General features: G+C 45.2%; 8 protein-coding genes. All 8 read left to right on the top strand.

All coding sequences use genetic code 11. The features are described 5' to 3' along the window. Positions 1–16: 16 nt before the first annotated feature. The 8 genes from H7F31_RS30555 to H7F31_RS30520 all read left to right on the top strand — a co-directional run bounded on the left by H7F31_RS30555 (position 17) and on the right by H7F31_RS30520 (position 17361). Positions 17–5020 carry an S-layer homology domain-containing protein gene (locus tag H7F31_RS30555; RefSeq protein ID WP_187101899.1) on the top strand — a complete coding sequence of 1668 codons (5004 nt, stop codon included), beginning with the start codon at positions 17–19 and terminating at the stop codon, positions 5018–5020. 81 nt (positions 5021–5101) lie between these two features. After that, a complete protein-coding gene (locus H7F31_RS30550; protein ID WP_187101898.1) occupies positions 5102–8080 on the top strand; it encodes a TIM barrel protein in 2979 nt (992 codons plus the stop codon). A 75-nt stretch (positions 8081–8155) separates the two neighbouring features. Next, entirely contained in the window at positions 8156–9607 is a 1452-nt protein-coding gene (locus H7F31_RS30545; RefSeq protein ID WP_187101897.1) for an SGNH/GDSL hydrolase family protein, read from the top strand. Positions 9608–9657: 50 nt separating this feature from the next. Continuing rightward, positions 9658–11436 carry a sensor histidine kinase gene (locus tag H7F31_RS30540; protein WP_187101896.1) on the top strand — a complete coding sequence of 593 codons (1779 nt, stop codon included), beginning with the start codon at positions 9658–9660 and terminating at the stop codon, positions 11434–11436. A gap of 1 nt (position 11437) precedes the next feature. Beyond that, positions 11438–12853, top strand: coding sequence for a response regulator transcription factor (locus tag H7F31_RS30535; protein WP_261800583.1), 1416 nt, complete (start codon positions 11438–11440; stop codon positions 12851–12853). Between the two features lie 298 nt (positions 12854–13151). Then, positions 13152–14330 (top strand): IS110 family RNA-guided transposase, encoded by a 1179-nt coding sequence (locus tag H7F31_RS30530; RefSeq protein WP_187101894.1) that lies wholly within the window; start codon positions 13152–13154, stop codon positions 14328–14330. A gap of 367 nt (positions 14331–14697) precedes the next feature. Beyond that, positions 14698–14901: an SDR family NAD(P)-dependent oxidoreductase gene (locus H7F31_RS30525; RefSeq protein ID WP_187101893.1), complete on the top strand. Its 204-nt coding sequence runs from the start codon at positions 14698–14700 to the stop codon at positions 14899–14901. 81 nt (positions 14902–14982) lie between these two features. Beyond that, complete coding sequence (locus H7F31_RS30520) at positions 14983–17361, top strand: glycoside hydrolase family 95 protein (protein WP_187101892.1); 2379 nt, start codon at positions 14983–14985, stop codon at positions 17359–17361. Positions 17362–17430 lie beyond the last annotated feature (69 nt).

The raw sequence follows: 17430 nt of genomic DNA, 5'->3' as shown, positions 1-17430 counted from the left end.
ATTGGGAGGTTGCAAGATGAGAGGTTTAAAGTGGATTAGAATAAGGAAAGGTCTCGCCGGTTTTCTTTCATTTTCGCTGCTTGCACTATCACTAGGAAGTATCCAGCCGACGTATGCTTCAGATGAGGATTTGCACATAGGCAATACGATAGAAAGTAATGCTCTGGTCGTGGAACTGGATCCGAATTATCCCCAAGTCATTACGTACACCCTAAAAGACAACAATGGTTTTATCGATGGAAGCGAACTACAGGCTAACGTTTCAGATTATCAAATATCGATCAACGATGTCGATTATGCAGCGTCAGTTACGTTTGCTGTAGAGTCAGCCAATAGCGCGGAATATATCGTTACGGTCAATGACGTGGATCTTGATGGAGCAGGTCCGTTAACAATGAGAGCGGTTACGTTAAAATATCTCTTTATGGTTGAAGGGACGACGTTGACCAAAAAGATCACGGAAATTACCGGTGATGATGCAAGCGCTCCGTTCCGTGTGCAATTAAAGTATCCGATTATGAGTGTCAATGATGGCACTATGGCTGACACTGGAGTTGCAGTATCCAATATAGGCGGAGTTCAATCGCCTACCTTGGGCTATACCTATAATCAAACAAGTGACTTTATATGGACATTGCAGGATATGTACGATGCGTATATCGTTTATAATTCTGATTTATTTAGGGATAGGCATTTTATGGAGCAGGTTGCTTACGCATTTGTATGGAACGATAAAGCTGTTGGAGGCGTCTATACGCCGAGCTCTTTTGATCGTCCTTATACGATGCGGCTTCGTTATAATGACAATGCCGCTAAGACGGCGGATATTTATGATGGCGTTTATTATCACAGATTGGTTGATGGCCATCGTCCACAGAATGAGAGTGAATTAGGAGTAGTGAATGAGGTATGGTATGAGAGTCAAATTCATATAGGCCAGGACAGCAACAACAATGGTCAAGTGGATTGGCAGGATGGGGCTTTATGGATCAGAGAGCAGATTCCGCAAATGCCTGAGGAATTAAGAGATTTCTTTAATGGTGGAAACTGGCATCAGACGCATGGAGCATTTCCGGGTCCAGGCGGGTTATCCTCCACCTTTAAGGGCTTTACTGTAGTGAATAGCAGCTTGGATCATTTGGAGGAAGCTCAAAGACAAACCTTTAATATGACGGATGGGGTTGGGAAACAATCCTATGAATATGTCGGTTGGAACGGCCGGGGACATGATTATGGCTGGCCTAGTATAAATGAGATTTATTACAATCCGGCACTGGGAACGGATGCCAAGATGGCTGAAGCCAAATCAGCTATGGAAGTCTATGGCGGAGACTTATCTTTCCACGTGAATATGACGGATATGACGACGAATAGTAATGCCTATTTGAGAGGGAATACTCCGCATATTTATGGAAATGCGGAAATAGCAACAGACGGCTTACAATATGGTACTACTGTATTTGGTTGGGATGCATACCAGATTAGCCATTATACGGATGTGAAGGCGGGTTATCCATTTAACCGCCAGGATGATTTTGTAGATCGTTTCTGGTCGCCGCTAATTATCTATCAGGATGTCATGATCGATTATCCTAAGGGTGAGTATGGGAAGGCGGAAGAACGTTATGCCAAAAAGAGAGAAATTGATCATTGGGCGGCTCTTGGTACTTACGCAGCTACTGAATATTACGATGCCGAGAAGCGACTTAATGGGGGATATATCTTTAAGGTAGAAAATCGTGCACCGGCCGTGCTTGATAGCTTTATCAATGCAGGGAAAACTGTATTCCACTCTACGCGTACCTATCAAACTCAGCCGCAGGATTATATTTGGGGTACGATATACAGCGATACAGAAAGAAATGGAAATGTGAATATTGGATATGACCAAAACCGAAGTGCAATTGCGCTTACGAAGATGACATTTTTGTACAGCTTGCTTAACGGTTATTTAGCTCAATATGGGATCCAAGAATATGAAGATACGGAAACTAGCACCTATACACGTTGGGGAGATAACGTCATCTACGAGTATGACAAAGCAACCCAAAAGATTACAGTGACTAATGATGATGTTGTTATAGCAAGAGGTACCGATCGCTTTATTCCAGCGTTTGATGGCACGGATCGTATATTTGTTTATGGTGTAGAGGCAGGTCATGCCAATACATGGAAACTTCCTGAAGGCTGGAGCAGCTATGGTACGCTTGATTTATTTGAATTGACCTCTGAAGGAAGAAGCTACGTAGATACGATTTATGTGAATAGTGGTCAGGTAACGCTTAACACGAAAGCATTAACAGGTTATGTTCTTGTACCATCCAATAGCAATAATCGTGAGGTCATTCATGGTACAAATCTTAGTCTGCATGCCAAGGTTACGGCATCATCGCATACGGAGGATGGATATAATAGCACAACTCAATCGTATACAGGTACTGAGTTTAGAACCATTACGAATGAAAACGCTCCTGACGGAGACTGGACTACCGTTCTTAAGGACATGACATCTACAATGATCGACAGTCAAGGGACGATTACCTATCAAGCGTTAGTATTAGGAGCCTTCACGGCAGATGGTGTTCAAAGCAGTTATTGGACTCCAAATATAAATACAGCTGTCGGTAGTATTGATATGGCAGATGGCGAAGCATGGGTAGAGTATGAGCTAGGGGAATACTTGCCGATTAACAAATTCGTTATTCAGGAAGCGGGAGCGGAGGGGGACAAAGTTACTTCCTTCCGAATCGAATATTTCTCAGCGCCATGGGGTAAATTCCTGCCGCTCTATAGTGGTACGAATATTCCACTAACTGTCATAGAAACGGATACTGTTTTTACCAATAAAATTAGGTTTGTCATTACTGGAGCGGAATCAAATTCACCGAAAATTAGCGAGTTTGAGATCTATGGCGCCGAGCAGTACACAAGGGATTTTAACGATAATCTTGAGGATGATTTGCAAATTGTGAAAGGTAATCAGCTCTCGCAGTTAGCTGTTTCCAATGGGGAACTACAGATTCAGGGGGGGGAGTTTCTAGCTATTGACAACAACTCTCCAATGGTTGAGGACGGCATTTACTCCTTTAAGATGAAGTTTACGGGCTCAGGGGGAGCAGGCGCAGTTCTCCGCTATGCCTCTCCGGAATCGTACACATGGATCGGCTTTCAGTCCGGTGGCGCTGTCAGGATGCGAACATTTAATGAAGATTTGGAAGAATGGGTTGAGAGGTCATTTTCTGCGTCAAATACGGAGGATGGCGAGTGGCATCAGATCGATATCGAATACATCGATCAGAATGTATGGATTAGGATCGATAACATTGATGTGTATTATGGAGAATTAACACATCCGGGCCAAGAGCAGCCAATCGTTGGGGGTAAAACCGGCTTTACGGTTTGGGGAGATGCAGAAGCTGCCTTTGATAATGCTTCTATATCAATTTCAAATCCGGAGTCTAACCCTGTATCAGCTAAAGAGGCTCAGGCTATCATAGGTTCGGCAACTGGAAGCGCAGCTATTCAATCAGCCGTTGATGCAGGAAACCGTCTGGTGCTCAAGCTGTCTGAACGCAGCATGAGCGTGCCTAATGTAGGTGATCTTGCACCCACGGGAACAGGAGTTGTAGACCCGTATCTTTCAGGGGCGGATATTAGCGATGTAAGCGCAGGTATGTATGTAGGGGTCTATGAAGTGGATAGCAGCAATCAGGTGGCAGGTTTTAAGCTGCTGCAGCTGACGGAAGAGAATATTAAAGCCGCACCGATTCCTGCTAAAGAATTGTCTGCCACGGTGTCTCAGGGCAATGCCGCACAAACGAGCAAGGTAGACGCTGTTGCAAGGTTAGGCAATCAGCTTGTTATTCAACTGTCTTCTGATAGCATAGCCGTACCGTACATTGGCGATTTAGCACCTGCAGGAGCTGGTGTCATACAATCGTATACATCAGGTGCAGACATAAGCGTAAGCGCAGGTCAATATATAGGCGTTTATGAAGTGAATAGCAATAATCAAGTGCTTAGCTTTAAGCTGCTGCAGCTGACAATCGACGATATAAAGCCGACCCCGGCGACGGAATTAGCTGCGACAGTAGCGCAGGGAAGTGCGATTGGAACGAGTCGCTTTAATGCTGAAGTAGAGACGGGTAATAAGCTAGTCATTCAATTTTCATTTAACCCGATCGCGATCCCTTTCATAGGCAACCCTGCACCGATAGGACCAGGAGTAACGAATCCGTATACGTCCGGTGCAAATCTTTATGGTGTAAGTGTGGGATTGTATGTTGGTGTATATGAGTTAGATAGTAATAATCTGGTGGTAGGCTTTAGACAGCTTCAGTTGGAGGAAGGTAATATTAGGACGACGCCGGAACCGGCAACGACCCCAGGACCAACATCAACACCGGGATCTACAGCCATGCCAGCACCGACTGCAACACCAGCGCCGACGCCATCAGTGACGCCAACAGCGACACCAGCACCTTCGTTAAATGATGTGGCTGGACATTGGGCAGAAGCAGGCATACAAGATGCAATTAGCCGAGGAATCGTTACGGGCTATTCGGATGGTACGTTTAAACCGAATCAGCTGGTCACACGTGCAGAGTTCACCGTCATGCTTATGCGCGGAGTAAAGCCAGAGTCAGAGGGTGCGGCTATAGCCTTCACAGATTCAGAGTTTATCGGAGCGTGGGCGGAGCAAGCCATTGCCCAAGCTGCCTGGGCGGGAATCATCTCGGGCTATGCCGACAATACCTTCCGTCCGAAAGCTATCATTACCCGATTGGAGATGGCAGTAATCGTTGCAAGAGCACTCGGGCTTACGTTAGAAGCTACATCGACAACGGGATTTGCAGATGATCAGGATATTCCGAGTTGGGGTAAGGCCGCAGTTGCGGCTGTACAACAAGCCGGAATCATGCAAGGGCAATTAAACAACAGATTCAATCCTGCTGGCATGGCAACAAGAGCAGAAGCATTGACCGTCATACTCCGATTACTGGACGCTCAAGTGGAGTAACAGAATGGAGCCACCCTGAATGTGATTCATATTCAGGGTGGTTTTAATAAATAACTTATTGGATTAACGAGGAGGATCTACGTGGGAGACTTAAAAGATCGATCAACGTCTTACATTCGTGTTTTTACAGTGGAACCGGAAAATCATATTGAATATAAAAGAAGATTTGCAAAGGCGGTTACGCGCAGTGACTTAGGGAACAAAATTCATTTTTCGGCTATGCGTGCAATGGAATTAGACGATGAGGGAGCTATTAAAGACTTCAATCAACAACTAGACCTTTATACGAAGCACTATAAGCTTGGAGAGATTTTGTGGTTGTTTTATAAATTTTTGTATGCTTCAAATTTGAATTCATTTATTGATGAGGTTAAGGCTAGAGGACTTTATATCTTTGATATTTGGGGATATGTGCCGGGCTCGTTCTCAAACCGGTCGTCATGGGGTGAATATGAAGTGCCGGAGCAAGCCGCCGCTTATCTTAGGAAGTCTTTGGGCAGCAAGTTCATGGGCTTCGATAATGGTGAGCAGGATGGGCGATATATTGGTGCTTATACGCCAATGATTTGTCCGGTAGATAGTAACAGGAAGAGTCAGTATTTACACTTTCAGCGTCACTTCGAGCAGCTTGGGAATCATTTTGATAATCAGACATCTGTCGTCTGTTCTTTGACCTTTTGTCATTATTTTGCCAAGGAAGGCAACGCTATTATAATCGGAGCGGAAACAGCGCAGGCGCTCCCGAATGCCAACATATGGTACTCCTATTTAAGAGGGGCAGGAAAGCAATACGGTCTGTTATGGTTCGGCAATGCTTCAATTTGGAATCGCTTTGGCTACAAGGATTATGAAAGAGCAGGTGTGGAGAATGGCTATGAATTTGGACCCGATGCGGGGACTAGCTTAAGCCTGCTGCGCAGACTTATTTACATTGAATACATGTACAATTGCGATATTCTTGGCTTGGAATGGGGCTTTACGATGCCGGATAGTGAGGATGACACCGGAACTAAGCTAACACCAATTGGACAAATTCAAACCGAGGCTGTCCAATTCGTTGCTAATAATGGATATCCTGGCATAATGTACACGCCAGCTGCAGTGTTGATGGACTTCTTTAATGGCTGGACACCGCCAAGACATCTATATACCCATGAGTACTACAAGGTTTGGGGGAATCTTCCTTATGAGGAAGGCGATTATCAGACGCATGCTTTGTTCACAATGCTATTTCCTGGCTACGAAAATTCAGGCTTCTATCGTGATGAGAGAGGCTTTCTGACTGCTACACCGTATGGAGATATGACGGATGTCATTTTCTCGGATGCGGATCAGCAAATATTGAACAGCTATCACACGGTTATTTTAGCTGGCAAAGTCACTCTGGATGTAGAGCTTTATGAAAAGCTCCGTGCATTTGTAGAAGGCGGAGGGCATTTGATTGCGACTGCAGATGTCATTCTATCAGCTCAACTGCCTCAGGAGTACGTGAATCAGGTATTAGACTTTGTCGGAATCAAAAAGCTAGGGGAGTTGCAAGCTTACACTTCGGATGAGACGATCCAATTCAGAAGTAAGGATCTTGAAGAAAAAGCATTTGAAGCATACAGCATTGAACCAAATGATGAAGTGGAAATTGTTGCGCGATTGTCGGATACAGGAACGCCATTCATTGTATGCAACGCCTTGAAGCAGGGCAAGGTTAGCTTTATTGCTTCTCCCTTCGGGCTGAACATGAACAAATTGCAGGAGTGCAAGCTGGAGGAGAGAGAAACCAAATATCTTGTAGGTGAAGATATCGTTACAGAGAAAATTATGACCGCTGCAGACAATGTGGATGGTAAAGATTTGCCTATGTACTATGATTTCCTATCCACGGTCAAGAAATATCTAGGAAGCTGCTTAAATGAAATGAAAATTATTGAGATAACGAATGATAGCCTTCAGTGCATAGTAAATACTTGTGAAGACGGCTCCTTCTTAGCGGCGATTGTGAATAATAGCTCCTCTACTCAAAAGTTTGATTTTGTTAGCAATAAGTATGGATTTTCGATAGAATCTGAGCTGGCGGTTCCGGGCTTGCCGGAGGATTTGATTGGATATTATGCGAAGGAATTTCATCATGAGGAGCAGACTGAGGAAGGCTCAGGAAGCTTGATGATCAAGCCAGCAGACATCCGAATATTCCGCTTAAAGACTAGTGGGTGGGAATTTCAAACACAAGAGGTCAGCTTCACAAGTGATTCTACGCAAGGCAAGTTTCTGGCAATCAGAAACATTAGTTCCTTGAAGACAGAGCTATTGACCAAGCCTACGTTCAAGCATCACTTTCAGGGTGTTAAGCTGGATGCTTCTTATTTCATTGAGAAGGATATGGAGTGGCTGCGACAGGAAGCATCGTCTATACAACGATACAAGGTTGAAGTCATTATTGATTTCTCTAGCATGCTTAATCATTATCCGCATCTGTCGCTTTTGAATAATATTAAAGACCGTTATGAGGAAAACAGAAAGTTAATTGCGTTAACGTTCGAAAAGGCTGCATTATTTGGCTGTAACAAAGCTATCTTCATTCTGCATCGCAATGCGGAAAATCATATTACAGTGGTAGATGCGATAGAACAGATGGCGGCTTCGTTAAAGGGGATCTGTGAAGATGCTGCGGTGCACGGGATTACAATTTACCTTCAGAATGGCACGAAGGGTCGACTGCTGAAGTCAACGGAGGAGACTGTAGATTTCGTGAACAAGCTGCAGATTCATAACCTTAAGTTTGCCTTTAATTTGGCACATAGTATTGCATTAGGCGAACAGCTTGAAGCTGTGCTAGATAAGCACAGGATGAATATTGGCGGCCTCCTGGTAAGTGTTCCGGGTAGAGATGACTATGGTCAATATTATGATAAGCATTGTCCGCTTGATCAGTCAGATGAACAATTAGCTGAGCTAGTACATAGCTTCTCTAAATCGTCTATGGCTGAAACGGTATTGGATTTCGTTTGTCAGGATGCGCTCTATGACAACTGGAACGAGGTGTACTTAGATATAAAAACATGGTAATTGAAGACAGTAGATTGTTGACAATTAATCGAAAGAGACAGTAAGATAAAAGCAAAAAACAGAGGAGAACTAACGATGGATGAACTCCACTTTTTTGCGAAATATGCATGCAATTTGACGGCGGAAAACTTCCCTTCGTTAACAGGGAGGCGCAGAACGCATGTGACAACGGATACCGAAGTGCTGCTGCTGGGGGACAGCCATGGATGGGGCCAGGGCTCGCCGGAATATGATGATCATTCGGCCAGCCGCCCTCATATGGCGGCCCCCCATAGTAATGGTTTCTTCAGCAAGCTGCGCCAACATATCATTGGCAAATACGGATGGTATGTAGCAGAGTCGGGTCAGGTGGAGTATAGCCACCCGTTGGCAGGATTCGCTCCAGTCAGCGGGGGCGGTAAGGTTGTACGGATGACACGCCCAATCAGTGATAAATACGACGCTGCAGGTATCTATGCGCCTAGAGCCAGCGAGCAGGATGATCGTGAAACCTGGGGTTACCTGGCTGCGGATCACAAGTTCAGCGAAGAGTTGATCGCGTTGCCCGAACGTCGATTAGGAGAGTCTGCTCTGAATTGGGATATGACCGCGTATGCTACTAAGCTTTATATCGGTGTGGTTGCGAGTAGCTGGGGAGCGAGACTGGAGGTGAGTTTCGAACCTTACGGGGGAAGCAAGGGACTTGCGGCCGGATACGTTTATCCTCCACGAGAAGGTTATCCTCAGGTTACGCGGCTAGTTTCAGGGAGGCATACTCCCGCAGCTGGCGGTGAAGTCGAAGTCTTTCAGGGTCAACGCATTGTATTAGATACATACTTTGCCGGAGGGGAGGCAGAGGTCGTTTATTGCATCGATTTTGGACAAAAACAAAAGGGGCGTCTTCGTTTTGTCCATGCTGGAGCCAATACGAAAGCGACAGCTTTCGAACCGGGGCATGATCCATTATCATGTCCGCTTGTCGCATTGCGTGGCGTAGTGTTCGACGGCAACAATGTTCGCAATTTTTCGATGGGCGGTCATACGGTCGGTCAATGGCTGGGGGATGGAACGCCAAGTTATAACGATGAGTCTCAGGCGCATATGGATCAATTGCTTCGATATGTTCCCTTTACACCAACATTGGTCGTGATTCAGGCGCCAATTGTCAACGAGTATCTTCGTCAAACGCCGCTTGCGGTATTTACTAGCCATTTGCATGACCTAACAGACAAGTTAAGCCGACATCTAAATGAGGATGGAAAAAAGCAAACCGACTTTCTGTTGCTGACGACGCCGGGGGACAAACGGATTATGTTTCAAAATGAACCGTCGGCTCCTATCCGCTATGAGGATTACTACGAAACGGCAAGGGAGTTTGCTCGCGCAAGCGGCGCCGGTTTTATTGATTTCGCGCAATATTTCGAGAGCTGCGTGCATGACGGAATACTGGATTATGAACTATTATTCGACGACCCCATTCATCCGTCACCTTTCGTCAATGAGTTTATCGCAAGGCGGCTCTCGCAAGCTATTGATTTACTTATGTAGCGGGATTTCCTACGTTTTGTTATATTTTTAATAGGATGAACGGCGAGGCGGTGAAGACATTGAAATATTTCAAAAAATTGCCGATTGGTCAGCAGTTGTCCATTCTCGCCTTTTTTGTGGTTGCTGTTATGATTTTTATTATTTTAAGCAATTTTATTCAGGTCTCCCGAGTCATGAAGGAGAAGAATAGCGAATATGTAACGGAATCCATCTCCCAGATTAACCAGACCATCGCTTCCAATAGCGATGTGGTCAAACGTCTCCTGGAAAAAATCTCTTATAATTCGCCGATTGTACAAAGCTACTTAAACGAAACGGATTCCGTCAGCAAGTTTGTGGAATACACCCAGCTCAAAAGCTACATCGGGGATATGATCGATATGAAGGATGGCATACTGGACATTGCTATGATCGACAATAATGGAACCGTTTTCAATACTAGCGGCGACATTAATGAATTGCTCCCGTTCCGCGAAGAAATTCCGGAGAGGAAAATGTATTATTATACGTCGCTCCAAACGATTCCTTTTAATAGCAAGATGAGGCATGTTTTTATTGCCGGGACCCGCATTTATTCCATTACCAATTTCGAAAACAAAGAGGTTCCCATCGGCACGCTTTTGCTTGTACTGGACATTAGCGCGATGCTAGGGGAACAAGAGCAAGTGATTCGAATGAGCGGCAGCGAAGTGTACATGATCGACCGCAACGGCGTCGTTTTTTATACGAACAACGATGAGATTTCGGTAGGGAGCAAGTATGACGAGGCTCAGCTTCTTGACGGCGATGACAGCGATATTATTCGTACAGGGGAAATTCCGGATCTCGGCGGACGGGTCATTATTAAAGTACCGGCCAGCGCGCTCCTAAGCGAAGTGGCTGAAATACGCAGACAGCAATTGCTGGTGTTCTGCATTTCTTTAGCGGTGCTTGCCTTTCCTTTTTTGTTTGTTATCAATAATATTTTGTATCCGCTCAAGAAGCTGTTGAGGTTTATGAAAGAGATTAGATCGGGCACATTGAAGACGTTGAAGAAACGGATTGAGCTCGAAGGGTATTACGAGATGATGACCACAACCAATCATTTTAATGCGATGCTGGACGAAATTGACGATTTGACTCACAAACTGCTCGAAAGCAATGTGAGATTGTATGAAGCGGAACTTGTTAAGAAAAAATCCGAATTGGCCTTTTTGCAGAGTCAGATCAACCCGCATTTTCTCTATAACACATTAGAATCGATTAAAGGCATTGCCGCCGATGAAGGTTCCGATAAAATATTTCGAATCTCCAAGGCGCTGGCGCTGGTGTTTCGCTACAGCATTAAGGGTGCGGACAGGATACCGCTTCGTGAAGAGATTCAAATGATACAAAATTATATGTACATTCAGCAAATTCGTTTTGGCGACCGGATCGAGATGGAATATGAGATCGATCAAACACTTCTTGACTATAAAGTCCCACGTATGATTTTGCAGCCGATAGTGGAAAATGCCGTTTTTCATGGCATGGAGCCAAAGGTTGGCGGTTGTAAATTGCGATTCGAAGCTTATGTCCGCCAAGATATTCTCTATCTGTCGGTAAAGGACAGTGGAGTGGGCATTAAACGGGATACACTCGAGCATATTCAGGCGCGTCTGATGGCCGAGCCAGGATTTAAAGCTTCTGGCGAGAGGGAGGAGTGTACTGAAGGAATAGGTTTGTTTAATGTCCATGACCGTATTCGTTTAAATTATGGCAATTTATATGGTGTACGTGTTGTCAGCATGCTCGGAATCGGCACGGAGGTTAGCATTCTGATGCCTTACGGGGGGGAGCTACTTGCATAAAGTGTTGTTGGTGGACGATGAAGAATTTGTAGTTAAAAGCTTAAAGGCTAGCGTGGATTGGCAGGCCTGCGGGTTTGAAATTGTAGGCGAAGCTTACAATGGGGATGATGCGGTTCGGGCGGTGCAGCAGTTGAAGCCGGATTTAGTTTTTACGGATATCCGCATGCCAGGCATGAACGGACTTGAGTTCATTAAGAAAGCTAAAGCGGTTGACGCCTCTACGCTGTTTATTATCGTCAGCGGCTACGCCGAGTTTGCTTTTGCGCAAAAGGCGCTTAATGTTGGCGCGATAGGTTATTGTCTCAAGCCGTTCGATGAACTTGAGATCTCCAGCTTTCTGCATAAAGCCGCAGCTATGCTGGATCAGACACGGCCGATTGACGAAGGAGAAATACTGGATTTGCTTGAAAACGCAACAGATCAGGGCGTAGATAAATTGCGCTCCAGACTGGAGCAGGCTGGTATCTGCATCGGGCCTCAGGAACGTTATAGAGTGGCTGTATCGGTCGGGCAGGAGCGCCTGGCTCTAAATCCCGGAACGCAGGGTGAGCTGGTTTTGCGGATCGGTTATCGCAAATATGCGTACTGCATCGCAGATCACCCTCCCGGCCGAGCCGATGAGTGGTATACGCATGCTCAGATGTCGGGTTCAACTGTTGGAGACGGAGGGTATATCGGGGATGTCGCCCGATTGAAGGGAGCGATCGAGAGGGCGGAGCTGGACGCCTATCGTTATTTTACAGTAGGCAAAAATGCCGAAAGATTGGAATCGGAAAATACGGAAGTGCCTGACAAGGCACTGACCCAACTAATAGGAGCGATTGCAAATCAGGATGTGCCTGCGATATTTGCTGCGCTAACCGGGATCGAGAGGCACTTCTCCCAAGGGTTGCTTAATATCAGGCATGCGTTGACGGTATACAACGATACTATCGTATTTCTGAACAGGATTGGAGAATCCGAAGAGCCCTTGTTGCTGACATATGACAAGCTGACCGTCTTGTTTTCGGATGCGGGGCACATGGTGAGGCAGTTAAAGCAGGCATTGTCGGAGAGTTTAAACCGAAGCAAACTAAGCCTAAAACCTGAGGATATCAAAAACAGGACGTTTACGTCCATTCTTCACTTCGTCAACGAAAACTTTTGCCAGGATTTGTCCATTCAGAGCCTTTCCCGATCGTTTAACATCAATGCCAATTATATCAGTCAGATGTTCAAGCGAGAGACCGGGAGGACCTTTACCGAACATTTGACCCAATTAAGGATGGAGTATGCCTGTCAATTATTGAGAACGGCCGATACGTCGATTCAGGAGGTGGCGGAAAAGGCCGGCTATCACGACTATTTCTATTTTAGCAGGCAATTCAAGCGGTATACAGGCACACCTCCGAGCACATATCGCGCGGAGCATCAATGATCGTTTACAGAATCAAAGTAGTGGAGGACTATTTCTCTCAAACGGGAGAAGGTCCTCTTTTTCGTATTATCAGGTTAGCCAGTTATTACTGGTTGGCCTTTTTTTATGGTCGGTATACGATGGCGGTAGCCGGGAGAACGTGCGTCTTTTAGGGGTCAGACCCCGTCACAAAAACTGTTCTCCCACTACCCCCAATGACCATGTTTGAGCTGGTAGAGGCAACGACCTCGCATCACAAGCGAAGCTATGGGTTTGGAACCATCGTGGGAGTGCCGGCAATTTTATTAGGGAGGTTGTTATGCAGCCAGTCGTAGGTGTGGATGTAGCGAAAGGATCTAGCGTAGTACAAGCTTTTACAAGGAGGAACGAACCGTACGGGAAGTTGGAGAGCATCTCTCACGGGGATAGCGGATTCGAGCGGCTAGGGGAGCTCTTAGCGGAGTTACAGGCGAGGATGGCAATTGCCCCTGTAGTTATTCTTGAAGCGACAGGACATTATCATCGGGGGCTTGTAGCTTATCTCGAACGTAGTGGATGGACGCATTTCATCGTTAATCCGTTACAGTCTAAGCGTGCGAAAGGAACTCAACTTAGGAAGGTAAAAACAGATGCTGCGGATGCTTGGCATCTAGCCGATATGTACTACCGCGGGGACGTTTTACCGCATCGTACATGGGACGAAACGTTTACAGAGCTGCAGCATGTGACCAGGCAGCATGAGTTTGTGACGGGAATGTTCGTCCAAGCGAAGTTAAACGCGAGAGCATTGCTCGAACAGGTCTTTCCGGCTTATGAGGAGATCTTTTATGCCCTGTTCTCTGTCACGTCGCTAAGCGTGTTGGAGCGTTGTTTAGAGGGCGATGATGGGGATCTTGTTGAAACTATTCAGGCATGCGCTGGAAAATCCCGTTCGAGACGTTGGGTTGATGAGAAAGCAAGACGACTTCGAGAGATCTTGTTAGATTGGAGAGCACAGCCTAGAAGCCAATCTCAGACCGTAGCCTTAAGTGGTATGGTTTCCTTGTTGCTTTCGTTCACGGAGCAATTAAGTGATCTTGAGAAACAGATGAATGAACTCGCATTTGATTTACCTGAGGTAGAACTGGTGAAAAGCATACCTGGGATCGGGGATAAATTAGCTGCAGCAATTGTTGCGGAGGTTGGAGATGTAGGACAATTTGAAGGCGCTAAACAGCTTGTGGCGTATGCGGGATTAGACCCTGGAATCTTTAGTTCCGGGAAATTTACCGCCACAAGTTCACGAATTACTAAGCGGGGTTCAAAGAGACTTCGCCGATCGTTGTATTTAGCTGTGCAATGCGGGATCCGGGGAAGCACCAACAAGAGGATTAGAGAATATTACGACAAGAAAAGAAAAGAGGGCAAGCCATACAAGGTGGTCGTGATCGCTTGCGCCAACAAGCTTCTCCATCACGTGTACGCCATCCTTAGTAAAGAGCAGCCCTACAGAAACTAAAAACCAAATTTACCCATAACCTTCACGCCAATGAAGGTTATTTGTCGTGCCTAGAAATCAGTATACCAATTAAACTGCCCCACTCCAATACTAAATGCTTGACAAGTATTAGCTGGTTTTTGTGTCGTGGATTCCATATGGACTGATATTAGTTACGGATGGACAAATGTTAGATGGATAGAGAGGGCGCAGTGGAGGCGGATCAAATTGGTATGAATTATCCAAACAATGGTTAGGGACGTTCATGTAGTGTAATGTCCAATCTGTATACAATTTGATTATGTAATCACCATTCAATAATAAGATGTCATTTTATGGGAATTTTATTAATGTATCATACGATTTATTAAAAGAAAGGGGGAACTTTATGAACAAGCAGTTGGAAGGAAAAGTCGCCATTGTTACTGGAGGCACTAAAGGAATAGGCGAAGCCTGTACACGATTATTCGCAGAACGAGGCGCTAAAGTAGTCTTCACGGGAAGGGACGAAAATACAGGTCTAGAGCTCGAAAAAGAGTTGCATAGGAACGGGTATGAAGTAAAGTCGACATATGCTTTTTTACAGGGGTAACGAAACAAGTGTGATAAAAAGCTCAAAAATGTGCCCGAACAACAATTCAGCATACCCAAATTTAGTGGAGAGTGATAAGCATTGAAATTACATTACACTACACCAGCAAATAAATGGACGGAAGCGCTTCCCTTAGGAAATGGGCGGCTAGGTGCAATGGTGTTCGGAGGGATTGAAACGGAGCGACTTCAATTAAATGAAGATACTTTGTGGTCAGGGGAACCGAAGGACACGACAAATTCGAACGCACAAAAAGTACTACCAGAAATTCGGGAGCTAATTAATCAAGGTAATTTTGTGGAAGCGGATGAACTTTGCAAACAAGCCATGGGACCTTATACACAATCTTATATGCCCATGGGCGATCTGTTTATCCATTTTTATCATGGAGCTTTGGCTAACAATTACGAGCGTCAACTGGATTTGGAGACGGCAACATCGGTAGTTCGTTATAGGATTGGAACCGTTACATATACTCGAACTTGTTTTATTTCGAGTCCGGATAATGTAGTCGTCTTACGTATTGAAGCGGATCGTCAAAAAATGATAAGTTTTAAAGCCAATCTTTCAAGCCCGCTTCGCAGCCAGACAACTGTTGAGTTGGGACGTCACATCATTAAGGGACAAGCCCCTATCCACGTTGATCCCAATTATTACCGCGAAAAAGAACAACCTATTCAATATGGGAACGGCGGAATCCGCTTTGACGGTCGGATATGTGCGAAACTAGATGGTGGCACACATTCCGTTAATCACGACGGCCTGCATGTGGAAGGTGCTTCAAGTGTTACGCTAATTTTTAGCGGAGCAACCAGTTTTAATGGTTATGATCGAAATCCATTCACCGAGGGTGTAGAGCCAAGCAGCTTAGCGGAGGATTACTTGAATGCTGCTCATAATCTGAGTTACACAGAGTTGCTGGGCAAACATATTTCGGATTACAAACGATTGTATAACCGGGTTGAATTGGATCTTGGTGGATGTGACGATAATGAAAGTATCCCAACAGATAAAAGAATACTAGAATACGGAGCCAAAGATAGAAAGTTGGTAGAGTTACTGTTTCAATTTGGCCGATACTTGCTTATCTCAAGTTCACGACCTGGAACACAAGCAGCAAATTTGCAGGGAATATGGAATCAAGAGACCCGCCCGCCATGGAGCGCAAATTACACATTAAATATTAACACTCAGATGAATTATTGGCTCGCGGAAGTCTGTAACTTGTCGGAATGCCATAAGCCATTGTTGGAGTTTATTCGTAATCTCTCAGAGTCAGGTTCAAAAACCGCACTTGTAAATTACGGGGCCAGAGGGTGGGTCGCTCATCACAACAGCGACATATGGTGTCAAACGGCTCCAGTAGGCGATTATGGAGATGGTGATCCGGTATGGGCGAGTTGGTTCGTGGCAGGTGCATGGCTAAGTCAGCACCTTTGGGAACATTATGCATTTAGTGGCGATGTAACGTATCTTCGGGAGACAGGTTATCCTATTATGAAAGAAGCGGCTTTGTTTTGTCTCGACTGGCTATGCGAGGAACCTGATGGTTATCTGGTTACTTCACCATCAACTTCTCCTGAACATAAATTTGTTACCTCTGATCGTCAATTGGCAGCTGTAAGCAAAGGATCTACGATGGATATTTTGTTGATAGAGGAATTATTTACAAATTGTATTCAAGCAGCATCCTTGCTTAATGTAGATATGGAGCTGAGGGAAGAGTTTAAAGCAACTATTGAGAAACTTCGCCCATACACGATTAGCAAAGATGGTCATCTTCAAGAGTGGTTCCTTGATTTTGAAGATCAAGACATTCATCATCGTCACGTATCTCATTTATATGGGGTATACCCGGGGTATTTATTTACTGAAAGGAAAAGACCTGAACTTTATGAGGCGACAAAAAAATCTTTGGAACGTCGAAGTGATACTGGCATGGGTTGGAGTTTGGCCTGGAAAATAAATCTTTGGGCACGATTCGGCGATGGGGATCGCGCGTTAAAGTTAATAGATCGTATACTCAATCTAGTCCGAGAAGAAGATACAGCGGATTATAATAGCATGGGGATTTATCCAAATCTCTTTGACGTAGGTCCACCATTCCAGATAGACGGGAATTTTGGCTTTACCGCAGGTATTGCAGAAATGTTAATGCAGTCCCACACCGATGCTATCCGTTTGATTCCCGCACTGCCAATTGAATGGCCGTCGGGCTCAGTAAAAGGTTTACGCGCGAGGAACGGATTTGAAGTCGGTTTTACGTGGAGACAGAATAAGGTTGAGCGCGTAAACATTTACTCAGCACTAGGCAAAGTGTGCCGTGTAAGGATGGACTGCCAAATGGCCGTTCTAGCTGAAGGACAAGCCGTTCAGATAAAACAGTTGGAGGACGGAATCATCAGCTTTCCTACAACTATAGGAGCAAACTATACAATCGAGACTTCACAATGTGAGTAGATACACAATCTGCTTGGGAGGTGACAGCAATGAACGAATTCGAACAAAGCGCCTATAATCCGCGCGAGC

The sequence above is a fragment of the Paenibacillus sp. PAMC21692 genome (assembly GCF_014303795.1).
GTDB classification, from domain to species: Bacteria; Bacillota; Bacilli; order Paenibacillales; family Paenibacillaceae; genus Pristimantibacillus; species Pristimantibacillus agaridevorans.
Note: the sequence above shows the minus strand (reverse complement) of the source record. Positions and strands in the feature narration are given on the sequence as shown.

Coding starts and splice junctions, on each gene's coding strand:
- H7F31_RS30530 (WP_187101894.1), top strand. CDS start 13,152: ATGCAGCCAGTCGTAGGTGTGGATGTAGCGAAAGGATCTAGCGTAGTA.
- H7F31_RS30525 (WP_187101893.1), top strand. CDS start 14,698: ATGAACAAGCAGTTGGAAGGAAAAGTCGCCATTGTTACTGGAGGCACT.
- H7F31_RS30545 (WP_187101897.1), top strand. CDS start 8,156: ATGGATGAACTCCACTTTTTTGCGAAATATGCATGCAATTTGACGGCG.
- H7F31_RS30555 (WP_187101899.1), top strand. CDS start 17: ATGAGAGGTTTAAAGTGGATTAGAATAAGGAAAGGTCTCGCCGGTTTT.